Origin of the sequence: Pseudomonas sp. BCA17 (genome assembly GCF_004519405.1) — a bacterium.
Taxonomy (GTDB): Bacteria; Pseudomonadota; Gammaproteobacteria; order Pseudomonadales; family Pseudomonadaceae; genus Aquipseudomonas.
Map to the genome: position 1 here is coordinate 239441 of NZ_SGWI01000006.1, position 19997 is coordinate 259437.

A 19997-nucleotide genomic window follows, 5' to 3' on the forward strand; every position below is an offset into this window, starting at 1 on the left:
GATGAATCTATCCCCCCTCAATCGCCGCCGATTCGAGCGGTTCAAGGCGAACAAACGTGGCTGGTGGTCGCTGTGGCTGTTCCTGATCCTGTTCGTGCTGAGCCTGGGTGCGGAACTGATCGCCAACGACAAGCCGCTGGCCGTGCATTACGACGGCGGCTGGTATTTTCCGGCGCTCAAGCGCTACCCCGAGACGACCTTCGGCGGTGAGTTCCCGCTGGAGGCCAACTACAAGAGCCCGTACATCCAGGAGCTGCTCAAGGCCAAGGATGCGTGGACCTTGTGGGCACCGATCCCATTCAGCTACCAGAGCATCAATTACGACCTGAAAGTCCCCGCGCCGGCTCCGCCTTCGAGCGTCAACCTGCTGGGCACCGATGACCAAGGCCGCGATGTGCTGGCCCGGGTCATCTACGGGTTCCGGGTTTCGGTGCTGTTTGCCCTGACCCTGACCGTCCTCAGCTCGATCATCGGCGTTATCGCCGGGGCCTTGCAGGGTTTCTACGGTGGCTGGGTCGATCTGGCCGGACAGCGATTCCTGGAAATCTGGTCGGGCCTGCCAGTGTTGTACCTGCTGATCATCCTCGCCAGCTTCGTGCAGCCCAACTTCTGGTGGTTGCTGGGGATCATGCTGTTGTTCTCGTGGATGAGCCTGGTGGACGTGGTGCGCGCCGAGTTCCTGCGCGGGCGCAACCTGGAATACGTACGCGCAGCCCGGGCGCTGGGCATGCAGAATGGCGCGATCATGTTCCGCCATATCCTGCCCAACGCCATGGTCTCGACCATGACCTTCATGCCATTCATCCTCACCGGAGCCATCGGCACCCTCACGGCCCTCGACTTCCTGGGCTTCGGGCTGCCGGCCGGTTCACCGTCCCTGGGCGAGCTGGTGGCCCAGGGCAAATCCAACCTGCAAGCGCCCTGGCTGGGTATGAGTGCCTTTGCCGTGCTGGCGATCATGTTGAGTTTGCTGGTGTTTATCGGCGAGTCCGCTCGCGATGCTTTCGACCCGAGGAAATGAGATGAATCAGGACAATCTGATCGAAGTCCGCGACCTCAGTGTCGAGTTCGTCACCGGCAATCACCACCAGCGCGTGGTGAACAACATCAGTTTCGATATCAAGCGTGGCGAAACCCTGGCCCTGGTCGGCGAAAGCGGCTCGGGCAAGTCAGTGACCGCCCACTCGATCCTGCGCCTGCTGCCCTACCCGCTGGCGCGGCATCCGTCAGGCACCATCGCTTATTCCGGGCAGGACTTGCTGACCCTCAAGGAAAAGACCATCCGGCACATTCGCGGCAACCGTATTGCGATGATTTTCCAGGAACCGATGACCTCGTTGAACCCGCTGCACTCCATCGAGAAACAGATCAACGAAGTGCTCGGCCTGCATAAGGGGCTCACCGGCAAAGTCGCCACCCGGCGTACCCTGGAACTGCTTGAACTGGTGGGTATCCCCGAGCCGCACAAGCGCCTCAAGGCCCTGCCCCACGAATTGTCCGGCGGCCAGCGCCAACGGGTGATGATCGCGATGGCGCTGGCCAACGAGCCGGAACTGTTGATCGCCGACGAACCGACCACGGCCCTCGACGTCACGGTGCAATTGAAAATCCTCGAATTGCTCAAGTCTTTGCAGGCCCGCCTGGGCATGGCGCTGCTGCTGATCAGCCATGACTTGAACCTGGTACGGCGCATTGCCCACCGGGTGTGCGTGATGCAGCAAGGTTGCATCGTTGAACAGGCCGACTGCGAGACGCTGTTCCAATCGCCTCGGCACCCCTACACCCAGGAACTGCTGGCCGCTGAGCCCAGCGGCGGACCTGTTGCCAACGAAGTCGGGCCGCCGTTGCTGGAAGTCGATGACCTCAAGGTCTGGTTCCCGATCAAGAAAGGCTTTTTGCGCAGCACCGTCGATTACGTCAAGGCGGTGGACGGTATCCATTTCAGCCTGCCCCAGGGGCAGACCCTGGGGATTGTCGGCGAAAGCGGCTCGGGCAAATCGACCCTGGGCCTGGCGATTCTGCGGCTGATCGGCAGCAAGGGCGGCATTCGTTTTGAAGGCCAGCAACTGGATAAACTCAGCCAGCAGCAGGTGCGCCCGCTGCGGCGGGAAATGCAGGTGGTGTTCCAGGACCCGTTCGGCAGCCTGAGCCCGCGCATGTGTGTCAGCGAAATCGTCGGCGAAGGTTTGCGCATTCACAAGATGGGCACTCCGGCCGAGCAGGAAGCGGCGATTATCGCGGCGCTCAAGGAAGTCGGCCTGGACCCGGCATCACGCCATCGTTACCCCCACGAGTTCTCCGGCGGCCAGCGCCAACGCATCGCTATTGCTCGTGCGCTGGTGCTCAAGCCGCGCCTGATCCTGCTGGACGAACCCACCTCGGCGCTGGACCGCACGGTGCAGCGGCAAGTGGTCGAGTTGTTACGCAGCCTTCAGGCCAAGTACAACCTCACTTACCTGTTTATCAGCCATGACCTGGCGGTGGTGAAGGCGTTGAGTCACCAACTAATGGTGGTCAAGCATGGGCAGGTGGTGGAACAAGGCGATGCCCAGACGATTTTTGCCGATCCGCAGCATGCGTATACCCGGCAATTGCTGGAGGCTGCGTTTCTCGTACCGCCCGCCGATCAACCCACTCAATAAAGCCGCGCCTGGCAGCCTTTTGCGTGAAGCTTGAAGCTTGAAGCTTGAAGCTTGAGACTTGATGTACGAGGCTGTTGCCTGCTCATTCAAACCCTCTCAAGGAGCGCCTGCCATGACCGCCGCAACAGCACCGTTTTTCTGGCGTGACCCGGCGTTGGCGTTCATCGAGGCGCGCACCATTGCCGACGGACGCAAGGTGACCTACAGCCGGCATGCGCACGAGCACTTTTCCATCGGTGCGATCACCACCGGACGCAGCTATTACCACTACGGTACGCAAACGTTCGAGATCGACGCGGGCACGGTGGTCCTCATGAACCCCGGCGATGTGCATGCATGCAACCCCATCGACAATGAGCCGTGGTCCTATCAGATGCTGTACATCGACACGCCTTGGCTGACGGACCTGCAGCACCAACTGGGCTTCAGCACTGACCAGGGTTACCGGCCGTTCAACACGCCCTACGTCCGCGATCCGGTGCTGTATCGCGGCTTGCTGGAGTTGTACCGGGTCCTGGTGGATACCCAGGCCGAACACCTGCAAAAACAAAGCGCGCTGGTCAGTTATTTCACCGAAGTACAGCAGCGTCTGAACCCTGCAGATACCCCGGTACGCGAGGTCAACCACAAACTGGAACGGGCCGCCGAATACATTCGCGCGCAATGCACACAAGCGTTGAAGCTGGAAGATATCTGCCTGGCCGCCGAGCTGTCGCCCTCGTACTTGATCCGCGCCTTCAAGCAGTATTACGGGCTGACGCCCCATGCGTTCCTGATCAACCAACGTATCCAGTTTGCCCGTGCCCAACTGCGCCAGGGCGAGCTGATTGCCGACGTGGCCCTGGCGGCGGGCTTTGCTGACCAGGCACATTTCCAGCGCGCCTTCAAACAGCACTTTGCGGCGACGCCGGGCCAATACCGCGACCTGCTCAAGCCATCAGCAAATAACCCACACTGGCCACCAGCAACGCGGCCATTGAACGGTTGAACAGTCGTACGCCCTGGGGGTTGCCGAGGTAACGCCGCAAAAACGTTCCGGCATAGGCCCAGCACGCTACCGACAGGTAGCAGATCACCAGGTAGAGCGCCGCGAACAACCAGACCTGCGCAGCCTCGCCATCCGCCACAAACAAGCCCATGCCCGCGACACAGGCCAACCAGGCTTTCGGGTTGAGCCACTGCATGATCGCCCCGTACAGCATCGACGGCGCGGTAGCCGTACCCTCGGCGTCCAACCGGCCATCGTCCACGGCCAGTTTCCAGGCCATGTACAGCAGGAAGGCCACTCCTCCCCATTGAATCAATTGGGTGAGGATGGGCCAGCGCAGCAGCACTTCATGCAGCCCGAGGCCGATCAACACCAGCAACAAGGTGAAGCCCACGGCAGCGCCAACCACATGTTTCTGACTGGCGGCAAAACCGAAGCGCGCACCGGAACTCAAGGCGACCACATTGACCGGGCCCGGTGTAATGGAGGTCGCCAGGGCGAAGGCGGCCATGGAAATGATCAAGCTCATTGCAATTCCCTTTAAGTGGTGACGATCAAGATGACCCCACGGTAAAGGGCGCGGCGCGCGCGGTATTGAAGAAAATGCCCCTCGGCCGCTGAACAGCGAAAAGTGTGCGCCGGGACGATACCACCCAGGCGCGGCTGTGGAAGGCTTCAACGCGTGGCGATGCTGCCTCAGCGCTGTGAAGGAATGCGGATATCACCGTCGCGGCACTGGGTCTTGACACTGCGTGGGCAGCCGGCGAACGCCAGATCTTTGGTCAGGCACACCCGCACTTCCGAGAGCACCTTGCCCTTGCAGATCACCGCCAGCCCATGGCTGCCCATGCGAGGGTTGCTTTCACGAAACAACGCCTCGATCTGCTGGGCCGGTAATGACGGCGGCGAATTGAGCGGTTGCAACTGTTGCGGAATGTTCACCACACCCAGCGCGGTATCGGCTTTTTCCAGGTAGGCCAATGGCTCAAGCCCGGAGCACGTGCCGTGCTTGGCCCATTCATGCTTGAGCAGCGAACGGCTGGGGAACAGTGTGGCGCCCTTGTCCATGGCGTCGCGGCTCAACGACGACTGCGGCTCACATGATGCCGGCCACCCGCCCCGCGCGTATTGCGGCCACAAGCCGTGCAGCACAAAGCCATAACCCTTGCCCGAACACTGCTCGTTGTCCGGGTGCGTCAGGCAAAAGGTCGGCGACCACGACAATGACAACAGATAAAAATCAAACTCCCCCGCTTGCCCTTGGCTGCGCGGCGCCGCCACAGCCCCCGTGGCCAGCACCAGCCAACATACCATCCAGTATTTCATCTGTTTGTTCCTTGAAAAAAGCTGACCTTAGTACGGCGACTCGCAATGATGGGGGTTACGTTGTAGCACCCGGTCGAGAATCCGATCGGTCTTCAACGCTTCGATGGCGAGCGAAGGATGCTGCGCCTCCCCACGAATATGCGCATTCATGCCCAACACGTGGTGCCATTGGATATGCGTGTGGCACGGGATGGTGAGGACTTCGCTCACTTCGCCTTCAAGGTGTATCGGCTGGTCTTCGAACACTGAAAAACAGATACGCCCGCGGCTACCGATCAACTCGACCCGGTCTTCGCGCCGGTCTGCCACAAAGTTCCAGACGCCCATGCCCAGCGCGCCCGACGCGAAGCGCCAGCTGGCCGTCACGGCATCCTCCGCGGCATAACGGCCTGCCTGGCGCGCGGTGAACCCGGCCACATCGACGATATCCCCGGCCAGGTACTGAAACAGGTCGAAACCATGGCTGGCCAGGTCGGCAAAGTAGCCACCCCCGGCAATCGCCGGGTCGGTGCGCCAGTTTGCGGGGTGGGTGTCCGTTGCGGCGGCCGGCTTGCACAAGGTCCAGGTCAGATGACGCAATTCCCCGATGCACCCGGCCTGCAGCCAGTCTCGTACCTGCTGGAAGCGCGGCAACGAGCGGCGATAGTAGGACACGAACAAATGCAGCCCGGCACGCTCGAAAGCATGCTGCATCAACGCGCTCTGCCCGGCATTCAACGACATGGGTTTCTCGACGCAGCAATGCTTGCCGGCCGCCGCCACCATCAGGCTGTATTCAAGGTGACTGTCGGGCGGTGTGGCGATGTACACCGCATCCACCTCAGGGTCGTTGATCAAGGCCTGGGCGTCGGTGTAATAGCGTGCAATGCCATGGCGTGCCGCATAATCGCGCACCGCCTCGGCACGCCGCCCCATCACTGCGACCAGCGCCGAACCTGGCGCTTTATAGAAAGCGGGTCCACTCTTCAACTCAGTGACACTGCCACAGCCGATCATGCCCCAGCGTACGGTACTCATCTGCCTTCCTCGTCCGTGTTGTCCAGCGAGCAGTATCCACATCCCCTGATGCAAGTGCCACCGCCGCCCAGCATGACAATTGCATTACACTTTGATGACAGCCACCTCGCTACGGAGCTCTTAACATTGAAAACACGCGCAACCGTTATTTGCGCCCATGAGGGGCATATCCTTTTTGTGCGCAAATCCCGATCAAAATGGGCACTGCCGGGCGGCAAGGTCGAACCCGGAGAGCGCCCCGTCGGCGCGGCCGAACGGGAGCTGCATGAAGAAACCGGGTTGAAAGTGGATGGCCTGCTGTACCTGCAGGAACTCAAGGCTCGCGACACCGAACACCATGTGTTTGAAGCCTCTGTGATCAATATCGCGGACGCCCGGCCCTGCAACGAAATCATCGAGTGCCAGTGGCACGCTTATACCGCCGTGGACGATCTGGATACCACCGACGCCACCCGGCATATCGTCAAAACCTTCCTGCGTCGCCTCTGATCTCCCTGCCCTGCCCTCTACGCTCTGCCGTTCGACAAAGGAATTGACGAACGCGGCAGCGCCTACCCACTCAGGAACGCGGCTTGCCCCCTACCCCTTGAGTCATCTTCTCCCTGGCCTTTGCCTGCCCTCGCTGATAAAGCGCCTCGACCAATTTCTGCCGTTCATCCTGCGGCAAGTTGCTTGCGAACTGTGCCAAGGTATCGTCCACCAACGCCCGAAGCGCAGCATCCGCTTCGCGTGCCTTGGCCAGTTCAGACACCAGCGCATCGCGATCCAGGGTCGGCGCCTCCAATTGCTTGATCACCCCCAGCCGAGCCTCACGCCCCGCCATGATCAACGGCTGGCTGTCGGCACGATTGTGGCGCAGCAACTGGCGCAACTCCTTGCGCCGTTCCACAGGCAGCTTGAACATCGCCTGGCGCAGGCCATGCTGATTGACCACCGCCTCGACAGGCGTGGCAGCGGCCATCCAGTGATAGAGGCCGCCCGCCACCCCACCGATCAAAAATACGTTAAGCAACACCGAAACGACCAACCAGGGTTTAAGAGCTTTGGGTGTCATTGCTCGGTTTCCTCGGCGTTGACGGTGAAGACGACTTCAGCATCGCCCTGATCGAAGACGCTGGGCAGCACTTCGGCTGACAACATGGGCCGCGGTATGCTCATCGACGCCACCAGAACCCCCGCCGCGATGCCGGCAATGCCCACGCCGACCAGCCCGGCCGGCGACAACCAATTGGCGTAGCGCGACCAGAACGATCTGCGTTGCGCGGCCGATTGACGAATTTGCCGCACCAACGCAGGGTCGGGGAGCGCCAGTTGATGACTGTCCATCTGCTGATCAAGCCAACTCGCCGCGCTCAATGCTTCGCGGGCGCCAGGGTCGCCGCTGTCGAGCAAGGCGCGGGCCGCCGCTTGATCGGCGACGGGCCAGCGGTGCAGGCTGGCGCCATAGGCATCGGCCAGGTAAGCAAATCGTTCAGGTGTCATGGTGTTCCCCTTCCTGGGCGGGCGAGCCCGGGTGTGTCGGCAAGTTGACGGCGCAACTGGCGGCGGGCCCGCGACAGCAGGCTCTCCAGTGCCTCGACGCTGATATTCATCAGGGCCGCGGCGTCGATGTTCGACAGCTCCTGGTAATACTGCAACACGATGGCTTCGCGCTGACGCTCGGGCAACGCCGCTAATGCGGCGGCCATGCGGGCGCTGCGCTCGCTGGTTTCCAACTGCTCATCCGGGGACGGTGCGCTGTCCGCCAGCTCCAGCGCCTCGTCCTCATTCAACGGGCGTTCTCTGCGCCGACGCAAGCGGTCATGGCACAGGTTGAGCGCCACCCGGTGCAGCCAGGTGTCGAAACGCGCCTCACCTGCACGCCAATTGGCCGCCTGCCGCCAGATCCGCAAGAAACTTTCCTGGGCCACGTCCCTGGCCTCGTCGGCATCCCCCAACAGCCGACCGGCGAGTGCCAGCAACCGCGGCAGCTTGCGCGTCACCATTTCATTGACGGCTGCGGCCTCGTTGTTGCCGATACGCGCCAGTAGCTCAACGTCCGGATCAGTGTCTTTCAATCGGGTAATACTCGGTCCGGGGTCAGTTTTCAGCGAATCCAGTGCCCTTCGCGCCAGTACCAGTTCGGGCCACGGGACTCCCAATGCCCAGGCTCCCACCGGGCGTTGCGCATCACCAGTTGCCAGTGGCCGGGCACCCAGGCGTAGGCACCGTGCTCCCAACGCCAGTGACCGCGATCCCAGGCGTAACCCGGGCGTTCGGCGGGGATCACTTCAACGCGTTCCGCCGGTGGCGCCTCGCGGATAATCACTTCGGTCTGGGCGAAAACAGGGGTGCTGACAAACGCGGCGAAAGCCAGCGGGGCCAGCAAGGCACAACGCAACTTGGCCAGTGATTTCATGGCAACTCCTTCATACGGCGAGCGAAAGTGCACGCTGCTGATGGGTTGAACGGCGAATGCGGAAAAACCCGTCGCGGAAAAAACAGATTTTTTCCAGACGTTAACCAAGAGGAAGTATTGCCCAGGGAATGACAGCGCTTGATGAAATGTCTGAAAGCATCGCGACGGATTTGCGCCGGTGGTTGCGTTCAAGGAGTAACGCAGCACACACCAAGAGGAAATATCATGTCCCGTCGCCTATATATGCTGGTAGCCGCCCTGCTGATCGTCAGCCTCAGCGGCTGCGTGATCCTGCCGGAACACCGGCATTGCTGCTGGCGCTACTACGGCGCCGCCACCCCCGCAACCAGCACCGTCAACAGCTAAGCCATCGCCGCAAAACCACGGCGCCCAGCCTTGATCTCGGTGCGCAACTCGCCAATCAGGTTTGAGATGGAACGGATGCTGTCCAGACCTTGGGGCGAGACCCGAGTCAGCAGCAGGTCGACACGGCCGGACGCCGGTTCGAACACGCAAATGCGCAGCGAACCGTCGCTGTTGAGGCTGCAATCACATGCCAGCGGCAGGAACCCCGCGGCCATGATGCGGTTGAGTTCGACGATTGAAATCATGATGAGGCCCCGTCCGTGGATTCACCCGGTAAGTGCTATACAGCCAGCATAGATAAGCATTTGCCTGCTACTGAACAATTAACTCAAAAGTGTTAGCTGTGCCTCACTATGCTGTGAAAACGCTGGTGTGCTGGCGCCAGAAACCCAGCACGCGACCTCTCGTCTGCGGCTTGCGCGAAGGCTTGACTCAAAGCGTCGATCACAAGACGCTCTTGGCTTTTGGCCATCATCCGAGCCGTCCCCCATGAACATCGATCCCCCACGCCTGCCCGACAGCGACGTCTACAAAACCCTGCTGGAATCGACCAAGGCCATCCCCTGGCGTATTGACTGGCAGACCATGACCTTCAGCTATATCGGCCCGCAGATCGAAACATTGCTGGGCTGGACCCCGCAAAGCTGGGTCAGCGTGGATGACTGGGTCGAACGCATGCACCCGGACGACCGCGAATACGTGGTGAATTTCTGCGTATCGCAATCACGCGCCGGCGTCGATCACGAGGCTGACTATCGCGCACTGACGGTCAATGGCGACTATGTGTGGATTCGCGATGTGGTGCATGTGGTGCGCAAAGACGGCGAAGTGGAGGCACTGATCGGCTTCATGTTCGATATCAGCGAACGCAAAAAGACTGAAGAACACCTGATCCGCCTGCAAAAACAACTGGAGGAGTATTCCTTCCAGGACGGCCTCACAGGCATCGCCAACCGCCGCATGTTCGACACCGTGCTGGAACGCGAATGGGCCAGCGCGCTGCGCAGCCGGTTACCGCTGTCGTTGATCATCCTCGATATTGATTTCTTCAAGCAGTACAACGACCACTACGGCCATATCAAGGGCGATGAATGCCTGCGCCAGGTGGCACGCACCCTGTCCCAGGCCGCCAACCGGCCACGGGACTTCATTGCACGCATCGGCGGCGAAGAGTTTGTGTGGCTGCTGCCGGAAACCGATGCCGCGTCGGCGCGGCAGGTGGCCCGACGGTGCCTGCATCTGATTTGCCAACAACAGATCGAGCACGCTTCCTCGCCCGTATCGAACCTGCTGACGTTGAGCCTGGGCGTGGGCACTCACATCGTTACGCCCGACAGCGTCGTGTTGCGGTTTGTCGAATCCGTCGACAAGTTGCTCTACCAAGCCAAACACAATGGCAGGATGCGCGCGGAGTTTTCCGATAGTGAAGTTTGACGCCGGGATCAAATTCCGGGCAAAAAAAATCCCAAGTAGCTGATGGAAACTTGGGATTTAAAAATGCATAAACCGTGGGAGGTGAACGCCCGGCTATAGTAACGGTTGAGCAAACCCGCAACAAGATTATTTTAATCCTTTCGTCGGATTAAAAGCGTCGTAAGTCATTCAATATCCACACATTTTTTAAGGTAGCCAATAACAATAGTGCCACTTTTTGGTGCAATAAGCGTTTATAAGCACCCACACTTTGTCGGCCTATTCCCGCTATTTAAATAAGGTTATTGATTAGAGCGGGCCAATTGTTTCGGCATACTGTTTCTTGAGTTGCTTGCAGGCTTCAGGAGGGACCAGGCTGGTGGGGGCAGCCGCACGGGCGACACTTTCAAGATGTTGGCAGAATGCCAGGCGTTCGGCGGCCTGCTCCCGCTCTCGGTCGACCTCAGCGTTCAGCCGCATGAAATAAGCGCCCAGCAGCACCGCCACGCACAAAACCCCGATCGCAAAAAAGCGAAAGCTGCTCGAGGATGGCGGTTCTGGCTGATTCATGTCTCGCAAGCGTCCTGCTGGAGTGACTAGAAGTACTCAATTGTATGCAAATAGAAACCTATTCATTGTCGTGGTTTTGTAAAAACCGTGTAACTACAACGTTTCCGCCTGCTGCCGACGCCGAAACTGCCCCGGCGCCACACCATGGGCCTTGCGGAAACAACGGGAGAAGTAGGCTTCATCGGTAAAGCCACAACGTTGCGCAATGACGCCGATCATCTGTGTGCTGTTGAGCAACAGGGTGCGTGCCAATTGCATCCGGCGATCAAGCACCAGCTGGGAGAAGGGTTTACCGGTTTCCTTGCGCAGCAGATGCGTCAGGTAGTTGGGTGACAGGAATGCGGCGGCGGCCGTGTCGATCAGGTTCAGGCTGGGCTCGTGCACATGCTCGCGGATATAGCCCTGCACCCGCGCCAAGGCGTCCTTGCGCCCGCGCCGGATGGCGTTGTTGGCGGCAAAGGCTTGCAGCGGCCCGGCGTACTGCTCGCAGACCAGTCCTATCAGTTGAAACAGGTAGCCCTTGAGCCTCTCGCGGGCACCAAAAGCGCGATGGGTGTCGAGGGCTCGCATATGGGCCAGCCAGGTTTTGACTTCTTCGAACGCCGCATCATCGAGGATAAAGTCCAGTTGTTCCTGAAAGCGAAACGGCGACAGCTCCGGCGCCTGTCCGAAGGGGATATCCTCCAGGTCCAGCGGGTCACAGGTCAGCTGCGGCAGGAAAAACGCCTGGCTGAAGTTGATCAGCATGAACTCGCCGTCTTCGGGATGGGGGATCACATGCAGGCGATGGGGCAGGATGAACGCCAGGGCTTTACGCGGAAACGGTCGCACCGCCCCGCCGATATGCTGCACGGTGTCGCCGCCGAGGTTGATCTGGATCTGGAAGTACTCATGCCGATGAGGCGTGGTCAGCGCCGCCCGCCCGCGTTTGTCGCGGATATAGAAGTCGGGGCGGTCGCTGCGTTGCTCCATGCCATAAGTGGTGACGCGGGTGCCGGGCATAGCGCTCTCTCGGGTAGCCAGGGCACCACTTTAGCCTCAACCGTGGCCCAAGGTGAAACTCAACTCGCCGACACCGTCGATACCGGCAGTCACAGTATCTCCCGGTTGCAACGCGCCGACCCCGGCGGGGGTGCCGGTGAAGATCAGGTCACCGGCCTTGAGCGCCACGGACCGGGAAGCGTGGCTGATCACTTCGCTGACCGACCAGATCTGGTCGGCCAAGTCGCCGACCTGACGTTGTTCGCCATTGACCTTCAGCCAGATTTTGCCGGTGGACGGGTGCCCTGCCGCACTCACCGGCTGCAACGCGGTACTGGGCGCCGACTCATCAAAGGCTTTGGCCCATTCCCACGGGCGTGAGAGCTTTTTCGCCTGGGCTTGCAAGTCGCGGCGTGTCAGGTCGATCCCCACGCCATAACCCCAGATGAGAGAAAAGGCATCCTCAGGGCTGATGTCCACCCCGCCCTTGCCGATGGCCACCACCAGTTCCACTTCATGGTGCAGGTCGGCAGTCAGCGGCGGGTAGGCGATCACACCTTCGGCCGGCACCACCGCATCCGCAGGTTTCATGAAGAAGAACGGCGGCTCGCGATCCGGGTCATGCCCCATTTCGCGGGCGTGCTCGCTGTAGTTGCGGCCGACGCAGAACACGCGACGCAGGGGGAAACGCGCATCGCTGCCCTGGATGGCCAGGGACGGGGTTTGCGCGGGGGGGAATACGAAATCGGTCATGGCCTGTGCCTCCTGGTTTACCTGGCACCAGTATGGCAAGCGACAGGAGGGCAAAGTTGGACAGGCTTACGCAGATTTTGCACTGGCCGGTGCAAAGCACCCAGTGACTATTTGCGCGCTACCTTGTAGCGCAGGCAGTCCTGATAGAAGCTCTGGCGTATCGACTCGGGCTTGAGCCGCGAACGGCTGTCATAGGTCTGCTCGGTGATGCCCATGGCCATCATGCGCATCCACGATTTGCTGAACTTGATGGTCTGGATCTTCTGGCGCGCCGCATACAGCGACACCCCCGACAACTTGAGTTCCTGGGCCCTGGCAGCCGTGCCGGCGCCCCAACTGCACATGTACTTGTCACCCTCGCGCAGCTCCCTCGCCTGCACGGCAGCCGCACCGCCCGCCAGGGAGCAGGCAATCAGCATGATTCCAACAGTGCGCATTTGCTTCCCCACCTAACCACCTGAAAATAAAAGTGATTCTGGCGAGAATTTTGTTACAAAGGGGCCATTAAATTGCCTTACTGCGTAAACATTTTACGTACGCAGTAGGCGCCAACTCTGCGGCAAGTGAGCTTGCTCGCGCTGGACCGCGCCTAACCTCACGCAATGAGCTTTATCGCTTTTCTGTGTAGTCCTCTCGACTGGTTTTCTACGAGACTTCCACGCATCAAGTCATCCCATTCTGTTTTTGCAAACCGTTCATCTCACCGCTTTTTGTTACGGCAGACTCCGGCGCCTTGCCCTTCTGCCGAGACGTCACGGATGACCCACGCCTCCCACATCCCCCATATCGAACACGCGCTGGATGGCTTTCATCAGAGCCTGGCGCACTACCGCCGACAGATGAGCGCCTGGTACGCGCAGGCACTGGACTCACTCAGCCATGTCGCGGATATGCCATCGCTGTTGGGAATGGATCGGGTGTTACGGGTGGGAGACTCACAGCGCTCGGTGAGCCTTTCCGATGCGGACTTTTCTACCGTAGCCCGTTGCCCGGCGGGCGGTGTGCTGCAGATCGAGAGCCAGTTCGAGTCGGTGTACGACGTACCGATCGGCAATATCCCCGTTGAAGTCATCGGGCCGGATGACGACAGCTCTGCCGTGGTCGTGCTGGACGAGCATGGCAAAGGCTCGCACGTTTGTGCAGCAGGCGGGCGATACGAGGTACGGGTACAAGGCGGCGTTTCAGCAGAGCAGGTAGACGCTTTGTTCGCCTCCTACACCGGGCTGACGGCGGATCTGGAGCAATGGCTGCGCTCACAATGGAAGGGTTTCCGGCCGCATTGGGAGGTGGCGACAGCCAGTGCGGTTGGCAGCGGTGTGCTGGCAGGCAGTTGGGCGGCGATCAGGGATGTGTGGGACAGCATCAAGCTGGTGCAGGCGATTCTTGAAGACCCGTTGAAATTTGCCGAACAGCTGGGGGCCGAGGCGGCGTAAAACTGGCTATCGCATTGAACATGACGAAAGAAGCGGCGCCCACATAAATGTTTGGTCGGGGAAGAAAAAAGGACCGCATTACCTTTTCGACGGCAATCAAAAAATCGTACTGCAGCTAACCAAGAGATTTAAAAAATGAGCTATCTAGATGAAGTACTGATCAAAGACCTGAAAAAAAAACAATATTAGTTTCAACACCCTATCTCCAATAGAGCAAGACTCGGTGATCAATAAAATCCATAAGCATGTCCCCTTTAGCGGAAGCAAAATTGCATGGGAAAGATTAAAGAGCAGTATTAATCTCGGCTCCGAACCCTCGGAGTCCTCGATTTTTCTTCTCGCTGAAGAAATCAGCAAAGTAACCAGCGCCGACCTGATTTTTATCGGTGACTCAGCCTGTGATGGCGCCTATTCAATAGGCCATGAGCACCTAACCCAAACACTCAGAATTTTTTCCGAACTACCTCAACACACCTATATTGTGTCGCAGGCAATTAACTGGATTGCGTGCATATCCTTCGAGGGTCACTTGGACTTCGCAACTCTTCCTACTGAGTAAGCTTCGTGAGAAGCAAAACCTTCTCTCCACACCACAACCGCATGTGAGAAATGGACACTTAAGTCCAACACTATGAATGTGGGTAACAATCTTGTAAGAATTTCGCTAGCGAAGAAGTGAAATAAAGATACGAGTTAGTGAAGTCATTTTTGATGCGGGCACGATACGCGTGCGCTTCCATTCGCCTGCGGGAAGTGGCATCACCTTATGGATGGGCATCTCACCAACTATCGGCGAGGAGCAGGATGTTGAGCTCGATTTGGATGAGATTTTCTCCTGGGGGAAGAACCTCACTCCTTCCTCGCGTAAAGCTCCACAAATCAACGTTATAAAACGGCATTACCCAAATAACAGCTCAAATCGCTCAAAACGCAGATCAGGAATGAGCGACACTAAAGCTCGGAGGCTCGATAATCCTTATTGAGCTTGATGAATCATCCACTCAGAAGTCAGGGTTTGTAGAAGTCAAAGCAACCAAAACCCACCCATATCCAACAAACATTCAAGCCCAACCTCACCCCCACGCCACCACCAACAACCCCACCCCCAACACCAGACACAACGGCGAATAAACATACGTATCCAACCGCGCAAACCTCGACCCGCCTACCTTCTTGAAAAAACCCACCAGCTCAGAATCCCCGATCGCCCTGGCAAACATGATCACGGCGATCGCGCTGATCACCCACTGCAGCGCCCCATGGGATACCGGCGAAAAGTACAATCCGACCCGCAAGCAAACGAGCAGCGCTATGGCTACCAGCCCCATCGCGACCAGGAAAGTGACCAGTGCCGAAGGCTTGAATGCCGGCTTTGGCCCGCCGGCGAATTCGCCCGGCAATTGGGGTATGGCGGCGAGACTGCCGAGTTTTCCACCTGCAGCCCAGTACAGATGCACCATGCTGATACAGGTAAAAACACCGACGATCCATCGCGCGATGACAAAGCTCATGGTCGCTCTCCCCGAAAATGTGCGATTGAGGATAGTCGCCCCGGGATTTTTTGTAGGCATTTCGTCGGCGGCTGGTGGTAAAGTTGCGCCCCATGAAACTCGCCCGTGCCGACCGCTCGCTCATTGCCTGGATGCTCTACTGCTGCGTCCTGTTCAATGTGTTCGCCTGCAGTATTGGCCATGGGCAGATGATGGGGATGCAGCTCAACGGCATCGGCGGTCAGTTCTGTACGGTGGACCCGCGCACTCAAGCCCCCGCGCAAACCCAGTCCCCTGATGAGAACCTGCCGACGCTGTCCAAGGCGTTCGGTTGCCCGCTGTGCTCTACCGGTGGCATGGGCCCTGCGTTCAATACCAGTTTGAATGTGGCCGTATTGCCACAACCCCACGCGCCGCCTCCGGCCATCGTCCTTGCTGCTGACATCCCTGCCCGTTTCAACTGGCCTACGGCCCACCCGCGTGCACCTCCCGCCGCCGCCTGATCCCTTCGCTTTCCGATCCGCACCGCTCACCGTACCCATTGGGGACTACGGCGGCTGTGCGTTGTGTTCAAGCTGAGTTTTTCAGGATTCAACCATGAAACATTTACCCCTGTTGGCGGGCCTGTTCGGCTGCCTGCCTGTCTGTGGCTGGGCACTTGAACTGGCCCCGACCACCATTGATGGCGAACAAAGCGCCGAACCCGGCCTGGCCCTGGATCAGTCCAGCGGCATGGCGTCGCGCCTGGGCCTCAGCGTGCGGGAAACCCCGGCGTCGGTGGCCATCGCCAATCGCAATGATATCGAGCGCCATGGCGCCAAGACCTTCCGCGATGCGGCCAACACCCTGCCCGGCGTCAATGCCAGTGCACCGCCGGGGTTCGGCGGGTTTGTGTCCTATCGAGGCTTTACCAGCAGCCAGATCACCCAGATGTTCAACGGCATCAACGTCGCCACCGGCCTGGCACGGCCAGTGGATGCATGGATCTACGACCGGGTCGAACTCGTCGGTGGTCCCTCCTCCTTGATCAACGGTGCGGGGTCCGTGGGCGGATCGTTGAACTACGTGACCAAACTGGCGACTCGCGAGGAACAGGCAGCCGAAGGCCAACTCACCTACGGCAGCTACGACACCGCCGGAATGGCCCTGGGCCTCAACCACGCCCTGACCGAACCCGGCGCCGAGGTGCAACATTACGCGCGCCTGGATGTGAGCCGTAATACCAACCACAGCTACATCGACCGCGACCAGCGCGATGCCTGGAGCCTGGCGTTTTCCTTGCTCAGCGACTTGACGCCCAACCTGTCGCACACTCTGGCGCTGGAATACCAGGATGAACATGAAGACAGTCCCTACTGGGGCACGCCGGTGCTCAACCCCAAGGCCGGCGAATTGAAGATCGATCGACACAACCGCTTCAACAATTACAACGTCGCCGATGGCCGATACGAACAGCGCACAATCTGGGCACGCTCGATCATCGACTACCGGATCAACGACAACACCACACTGAAAAACACCCTCTATCATCTGGACAGCCAGCGCGACTATCGCAACCTGGAGACCTACCAATACAACGCCGACAACAGCGCCGTGAATCGCTCAACCGCCTACCAGGTGCGCCACCAGGGTGAGCAGAACGGCAACCAGTTCGAACTGCGTCACGACGCCACCCTCCTCGGCCTTGCCACCATCTGGTCAGGCGGCTTCGAATACAAGGTCAACAGCACCACCAACCATCCGCTGAACGTACCGGGCAAAAGCACGGTAGACCCGAACCACTACGACCCGGGACACTTTTACGACATCCCCGGCACCCTGCCGGGGTTCGTCCCGGACAAGACCAATGCGGTGACGACCCAGGCACTGTTCGTGGAAAACCGCCTGGGCCTTACCGATAAACTCTCGTTGCTGACGGGCCTGCGCTACGACGCCATCGACCTCGACGTGACCAACCACCGAGCGATCACGGCCACCAACCCACGGCACTTCAAACGCCGCTGGGAACCGCTGACCGGTCGCGTGGGCCTGACTTACCAGTTCATGCCGTCGGCCAATGTCTATGTGCAATACAGCACGGCGGCCGAGCAGCCATCGACCACTACCCAAGTATTCGATGTGTCCACCGGCAGGCAGTGGGAAGTGGGCAGCAAGTTCGACTACCTGGACGGTCGCGGCTCGGCCACCGTTGCCGCGTACAAGATCGAGCGCAAGGACTTTGCCGTCACCGACCCACTGAACCCGAACAGCAGCATTGCGGTGGGCGCGCAGTCGTCCAAAGGCATCGAACTCGCCAGCTCGTTGCGTATCACGCCGCGACTGCTGGCGGAAGGCAACTTTGCCTGGGTGGACGCCGAGTACGATGACTTCAATGAGAAACTCGCCAGCGGCGCCGTGGTATCGCGCAAGGGCAACACGCCGACCAACGTGCCCAAGCGCGTCGGTAACCTGTGGTTGACCTACGATTTTGCCGAGGCCTGGCAAGGCGGCGTGGACGCCCGCTACGTCGCTGAGGTGTATGCGGACAACGCCAATACCCTCACGGTGCCGGCCTACACGTTGTTCGGGACATTCCTGCGCTACAAGGTGGACGCCCATACCTCGGTGACCGGCAGGGTACGCAACCTGACCAATCAGGTGTATGCCGAGTTTGCCCATGTGTCGCCGGCGTATTACCTGGGGTCGCCGCGCACGTTCGAGCTGGCAGTGCAAACCCGGTTCTGAGTCTGGAATGTAATCAAAGAGGTCGGAGCAGGCGGGTTGTGGCGAGCAACCTTCCTGCGCCGGAGTGCGGGCTGATCAGGCAACGGGAGCGCTCCCTCGCCCCCGCTTGTCGTTACTTCAGGCTTGCCTCGACCTTCTGCGCCACATCATCCGTCAACCACGCCTTCCACACCTCGGGATGCTCCTTGAGAAACGCCTGGGCCACTTCCCGTGGTGGCGTGTGGTTCTCGCTCATGCTCGCCAAGGCTTTGTTCAGCGGGGCGATGGGAAACTGCACCTTGGTAAAGAACTCGGCGATCTGCGGATGTTCTTTCTGGAACGGCGTCGACACGCCAATGCTCAACTTGGATGCCAACGAGCGAGTCGGGCGGGGGTTGGGATTGTCGGCGTCGGTCAGCGTTTTCCAGGCATCGGCATCAAATGCCGGCTCCTCAAGCTGGATCAGCTTGTAACGCCCCATCAAGGGCGTCGGCGACCAGTAGTAGAACAACACCGGCTTGCCCCGACGGATCGACGAAGCGATCTCGGCATCCAGTGCCGCACCCGAACCGCTGCGGAAATTCACATAGCTGTCGTTGAGGCCATACGCCTTGAGTTTTTGTGCGTTGACCACTTCGGAGGTCCAGCCGATCGGGCTGTTGAGAAAGCGCCCCTTGCCAGGCGACTCAGGGTCCTTGAACACATCTTTGTAACGCGCCAGGTCCTGCACGGTCTTGAGATCCGGCGCCAGGGGCTTGAGACCTTTGGCGGGATCGCCCTTGACCACGTATTCCGGAACCCACCAACCTTCCGTCGCGCCCTTGACCGTATCGCCCAGGCCCAGCACCTTGCCTTCAGCCTCGGCCTTGATCCACACCGGGCTGCGGCCGGCCCACTCTTCGCCGATCACCTGGATATCGTTTTTCGCCAGGGCGGTTTCCAGGGTGATGGTGGTACCAGGCAAGGTGTCGGTGGGCAGGTCGTAGCCCTTCTCGACGATAAACCGCAGCACCTCGGTGATCAGGCTGCCACTTTCCCAATTCAGATCGGCAAAATGCACCGGCGCCTGGGCGGCGGATACCGGCAATGAAGCCAGTGACAGACTCAAGGTCGTCAGGGACGCAGCCAACAGCAATTTCAATCCTTTCATGCCTTCACCTCGCATTTTCGCAGCCATAGCGAACGGCTTTGCCGCCAATGCGCGAAGCCTCTGAATAGTTAAGTCAACTCAACTGTAGTAGAGGTTCCGAAAGAGCAAGCGTGTTTACGGTTACTCGCTGGCCTTGAAGGTCACCAACTCACCCTTGCGCCACTTGGCCGCCTTGCCGGTCACGGCCTTGAGGGTTTTGGTCAAGCCTTCCTGCAGTTGTTCGTTGGCGGCAAATACCAGCATCACACTGTGGCCTTCCTTGAACAGAATGCCCTGGCCTTCGGCCGAGGAAACAAACGCATAATCGCCCAGGCCATATACCGTTAACTTGATGTCGCGAAACTTGAGTTCGAACTTACCGCCTTCACGGCTGGGCAACACGGCTGCACGAAAATGGTCGCCGACCTTGAGTTCCAGGTGTTGCTTGTCGTCCACGACCATTGCCGTTTCGGTATCGATCTCGGCGATATAAATGCCTTCCGGCGTCTGTTCAGTGACATAAACAAAACGCGTTTGAAACTGCTTGACCAACTTTGCGCGTAAATCACCCAGCACGAATAAAGCGTGCATATCCAGATTACTGACTGCCAAGGAAACGCCCCCACATCAAGAAGATGCTGTCCGCTGAAGCGGGCAGCACAAAAAAACGGCCGTTACGGCACGATCACACGTTCGTCAAAAAACTGAAGAGGCCCCGCTGGCGCGCCACAAGACTCATACAGACAGGCGCGAAAGACCTTGTGCAAGGTCATCCGGTGCCACAGCAG

The 19997-nt window shown here is 59.5% G+C and carries 24 protein-coding genes; 9 read left to right on the forward strand and 15 right to left on the reverse strand.

The features are described from left to right. Position 1 precedes the first annotated feature (1 nt). From EXW71_RS21840 to EXW71_RS21850, 3 genes are all read left to right on the forward strand, one after another. Complete coding sequence (locus EXW71_RS21840; protein ID WP_012723835.1) at positions 2-1021, forward strand: ABC transporter permease; 1020 nt, start codon at positions 2-4, stop codon at positions 1019-1021. A gap of 1 nt (position 1022) precedes the next feature. Beyond that, positions 1023-2642 carry an ABC transporter ATP-binding protein gene (locus EXW71_RS21845; RefSeq protein ID WP_134660857.1) on the forward strand — a complete coding sequence of 540 codons (1620 nt, stop codon included), beginning with the start codon at positions 1023-1025 and terminating at the stop codon, positions 2640-2642. 112 nt (positions 2643-2754) lie between these two features. Beyond that, entirely contained in the window at positions 2755-3630 is an 876-nt protein-coding gene (locus EXW71_RS21850) for an AraC family transcriptional regulator (protein ID WP_123718161.1), read from the forward strand. On the opposite strand, the gene EXW71_RS21855 is transcribed toward EXW71_RS21850, so the two are convergent. The 3 genes from EXW71_RS21855 to EXW71_RS21865 all read right to left on the reverse strand — a co-directional run bounded on the left by EXW71_RS21855 (position 3572) and on the right by EXW71_RS21865 (position 5973). Further along, a complete protein-coding gene (locus EXW71_RS21855; protein ID WP_134660858.1) occupies positions 3572-4159 on the reverse strand; it encodes a LysE family translocator in 588 nt (195 codons plus the stop codon). The two genes, EXW71_RS21850 and EXW71_RS21855, sit on opposite strands and share 59 nt — an antisense overlap. Positions 4160-4326: 167 nt before the next feature. Further along, positions 4327-4956, reverse strand: a complete 630-nt coding sequence (locus EXW71_RS21860; protein ID WP_134660859.1) for a ribonuclease T2 — start codon at positions 4954-4956, stop codon at positions 4327-4329. 27 nt (positions 4957-4983) lie between these two features. Next, positions 4984-5973: a Gfo/Idh/MocA family protein gene (locus EXW71_RS21865; RefSeq protein WP_134660860.1), complete on the reverse strand. Its 990-nt coding sequence runs from the start codon at positions 5971-5973 to the stop codon at positions 4984-4986. Between the two features lie 126 nt (positions 5974-6099). On the opposite strand from EXW71_RS21865, the gene EXW71_RS21870 reads away from it, so the two are divergent. Continuing rightward, positions 6100-6462 (forward strand): NUDIX hydrolase, encoded by a 363-nt coding sequence (locus EXW71_RS21870; RefSeq protein WP_134660861.1) that lies wholly within the window; start codon positions 6100-6102, stop codon positions 6460-6462. 70 nt (positions 6463-6532) lie between these two features. Here EXW71_RS21870 and EXW71_RS21875 read toward each other — a convergent pair whose 3' ends face one another. Genes EXW71_RS21875 through EXW71_RS21890 form a run of 4 tightly spaced genes read right to left on the reverse strand, consistent with a single transcriptional unit; the run spans position 6533 to position 8371 of the window. Continuing rightward, positions 6533-7027 (reverse strand): periplasmic heavy metal sensor, encoded by a 495-nt coding sequence (locus EXW71_RS21875; protein WP_134660862.1) that lies wholly within the window; start codon positions 7025-7027, stop codon positions 6533-6535. Beyond that, positions 7024-7455, reverse strand: a complete 432-nt coding sequence (locus EXW71_RS21880; protein WP_134660863.1) for a hypothetical protein — start codon at positions 7453-7455, stop codon at positions 7024-7026. The genes EXW71_RS21875 and EXW71_RS21880 overlap by 4 nt, the downstream gene beginning before the upstream one ends. Then, on the reverse strand, positions 7452-8030 hold the full coding sequence (locus EXW71_RS21885; RefSeq protein ID WP_123718154.1) for an RNA polymerase sigma factor: 579 nt from the start codon (positions 8028-8030) through the stop codon (positions 7452-7454). Before EXW71_RS21885 ends, EXW71_RS21880 begins: the two co-directional genes overlap by 4 nt. A gap of 29 nt (positions 8031-8059) precedes the next feature. Continuing rightward, a complete protein-coding gene (locus EXW71_RS21890) occupies positions 8060-8371 on the reverse strand; it encodes a YXWGXW repeat-containing protein (RefSeq protein ID WP_134660864.1) in 312 nt (103 codons plus the stop codon). Positions 8372-8596: 225 nt separating this feature from the next. Here EXW71_RS21890 and EXW71_RS28840 point away from each other — a divergent pair, with 225 nt between their 5' ends. Next, entirely contained in the window at positions 8597-8737 is a 141-nt protein-coding gene (locus tag EXW71_RS28840) for a hypothetical protein (RefSeq protein WP_167659678.1), read from the forward strand. Here EXW71_RS28840 and EXW71_RS21895 read toward each other — a convergent pair. Then, positions 8734-8982 (reverse strand): DUF1652 domain-containing protein, encoded by a 249-nt coding sequence (locus tag EXW71_RS21895; RefSeq protein WP_123718152.1) that lies wholly within the window; start codon positions 8980-8982, stop codon positions 8734-8736. The two genes, EXW71_RS28840 and EXW71_RS21895, sit on opposite strands and share 4 nt — an antisense overlap. Before the next feature lie 244 nt (positions 8983-9226). Here EXW71_RS21895 and EXW71_RS21900 point away from each other — a divergent pair, with 244 nt between their 5' ends. After that, positions 9227-10171, forward strand: coding sequence for a sensor domain-containing diguanylate cyclase (locus EXW71_RS21900; protein WP_134660865.1), 945 nt, complete (start codon positions 9227-9229; stop codon positions 10169-10171). A 288-nt stretch (positions 10172-10459) separates the two neighbouring features. Here EXW71_RS21900 and EXW71_RS21905 read toward each other — a convergent pair whose 3' ends face one another. The 4 genes from EXW71_RS21905 to EXW71_RS21920 all read right to left on the reverse strand — a co-directional run bounded on the left by EXW71_RS21905 (position 10460) and on the right by EXW71_RS21920 (position 12891). Further along, complete coding sequence (locus EXW71_RS21905; RefSeq protein WP_123718150.1) at positions 10460-10720, reverse strand: hypothetical protein; 261 nt, start codon at positions 10718-10720, stop codon at positions 10460-10462. A 93-nt stretch (positions 10721-10813) separates the two neighbouring features. Further along, positions 10814-11722, reverse strand: a complete 909-nt coding sequence (locus EXW71_RS21910) for an AraC family transcriptional regulator (RefSeq protein ID WP_134660866.1) — start codon at positions 11720-11722, stop codon at positions 10814-10816. Between the two features lie 36 nt (positions 11723-11758). Further along, the gene (locus tag EXW71_RS21915; RefSeq protein ID WP_134660867.1) at positions 11759-12454 is read right to left on the reverse strand and encodes a fumarylacetoacetate hydrolase family protein; all 696 of its coding nucleotides are present in this window, start codon (positions 12452-12454) and stop codon (positions 11759-11761) included. A 107-nt stretch (positions 12455-12561) separates the two neighbouring features. After that, positions 12562-12891, reverse strand: a complete 330-nt coding sequence (locus tag EXW71_RS21920; RefSeq protein WP_123718147.1) for a hypothetical protein — start codon at positions 12889-12891, stop codon at positions 12562-12564. Positions 12892-13212: 321 nt separating this feature from the next. On the opposite strand from EXW71_RS21920, the gene EXW71_RS21925 reads away from it, so the two are divergent. Then, positions 13213-13887: a hypothetical protein gene (locus tag EXW71_RS21925; protein WP_256657120.1), complete on the forward strand. Its 675-nt coding sequence runs from the start codon at positions 13213-13215 to the stop codon at positions 13885-13887. A gap of 1073 nt (positions 13888-14960) precedes the next feature. Here the strand turns inward: EXW71_RS21925 and EXW71_RS21930 are convergent. Beyond that, positions 14961-15398 carry a DUF3995 domain-containing protein gene (locus tag EXW71_RS21930; RefSeq protein ID WP_123718146.1) on the reverse strand — a complete coding sequence of 146 codons (438 nt, stop codon included), beginning with the start codon at positions 15396-15398 and terminating at the stop codon, positions 14961-14963. A gap of 92 nt (positions 15399-15490) precedes the next feature. Between EXW71_RS21930 and EXW71_RS21935 the strand changes: the two genes are divergently transcribed. Next, the gene (locus tag EXW71_RS21935) at positions 15491-15880 is read left to right on the forward strand and encodes a DUF2946 domain-containing protein (RefSeq protein ID WP_134660868.1); all 390 of its coding nucleotides are present in this window, start codon (positions 15491-15493) and stop codon (positions 15878-15880) included. A 94-nt stretch (positions 15881-15974) separates the two neighbouring features. Then, complete coding sequence (locus EXW71_RS21940; protein ID WP_134660869.1) at positions 15975-18101, forward strand: TonB-dependent siderophore receptor; 2127 nt, start codon at positions 15975-15977, stop codon at positions 18099-18101. 112 nt (positions 18102-18213) lie between these two features. On the opposite strand, the gene EXW71_RS21945 is transcribed toward EXW71_RS21940, so the two are convergent. Together EXW71_RS21945 and EXW71_RS21950 are read right to left on the reverse strand one after the other, a co-directional pair. Beyond that, positions 18214-19230, reverse strand: coding sequence for an ABC transporter substrate-binding protein (locus EXW71_RS21945; protein WP_134660870.1), 1017 nt, complete (start codon positions 19228-19230; stop codon positions 18214-18216). A 120-nt stretch (positions 19231-19350) separates the two neighbouring features. Next, positions 19351-19800, reverse strand: a complete 450-nt coding sequence (locus EXW71_RS21950; RefSeq protein WP_177421583.1) for a hypothetical protein — start codon at positions 19798-19800, stop codon at positions 19351-19353. Between the last annotated feature and the right edge of the window lie 197 nt (positions 19801-19997).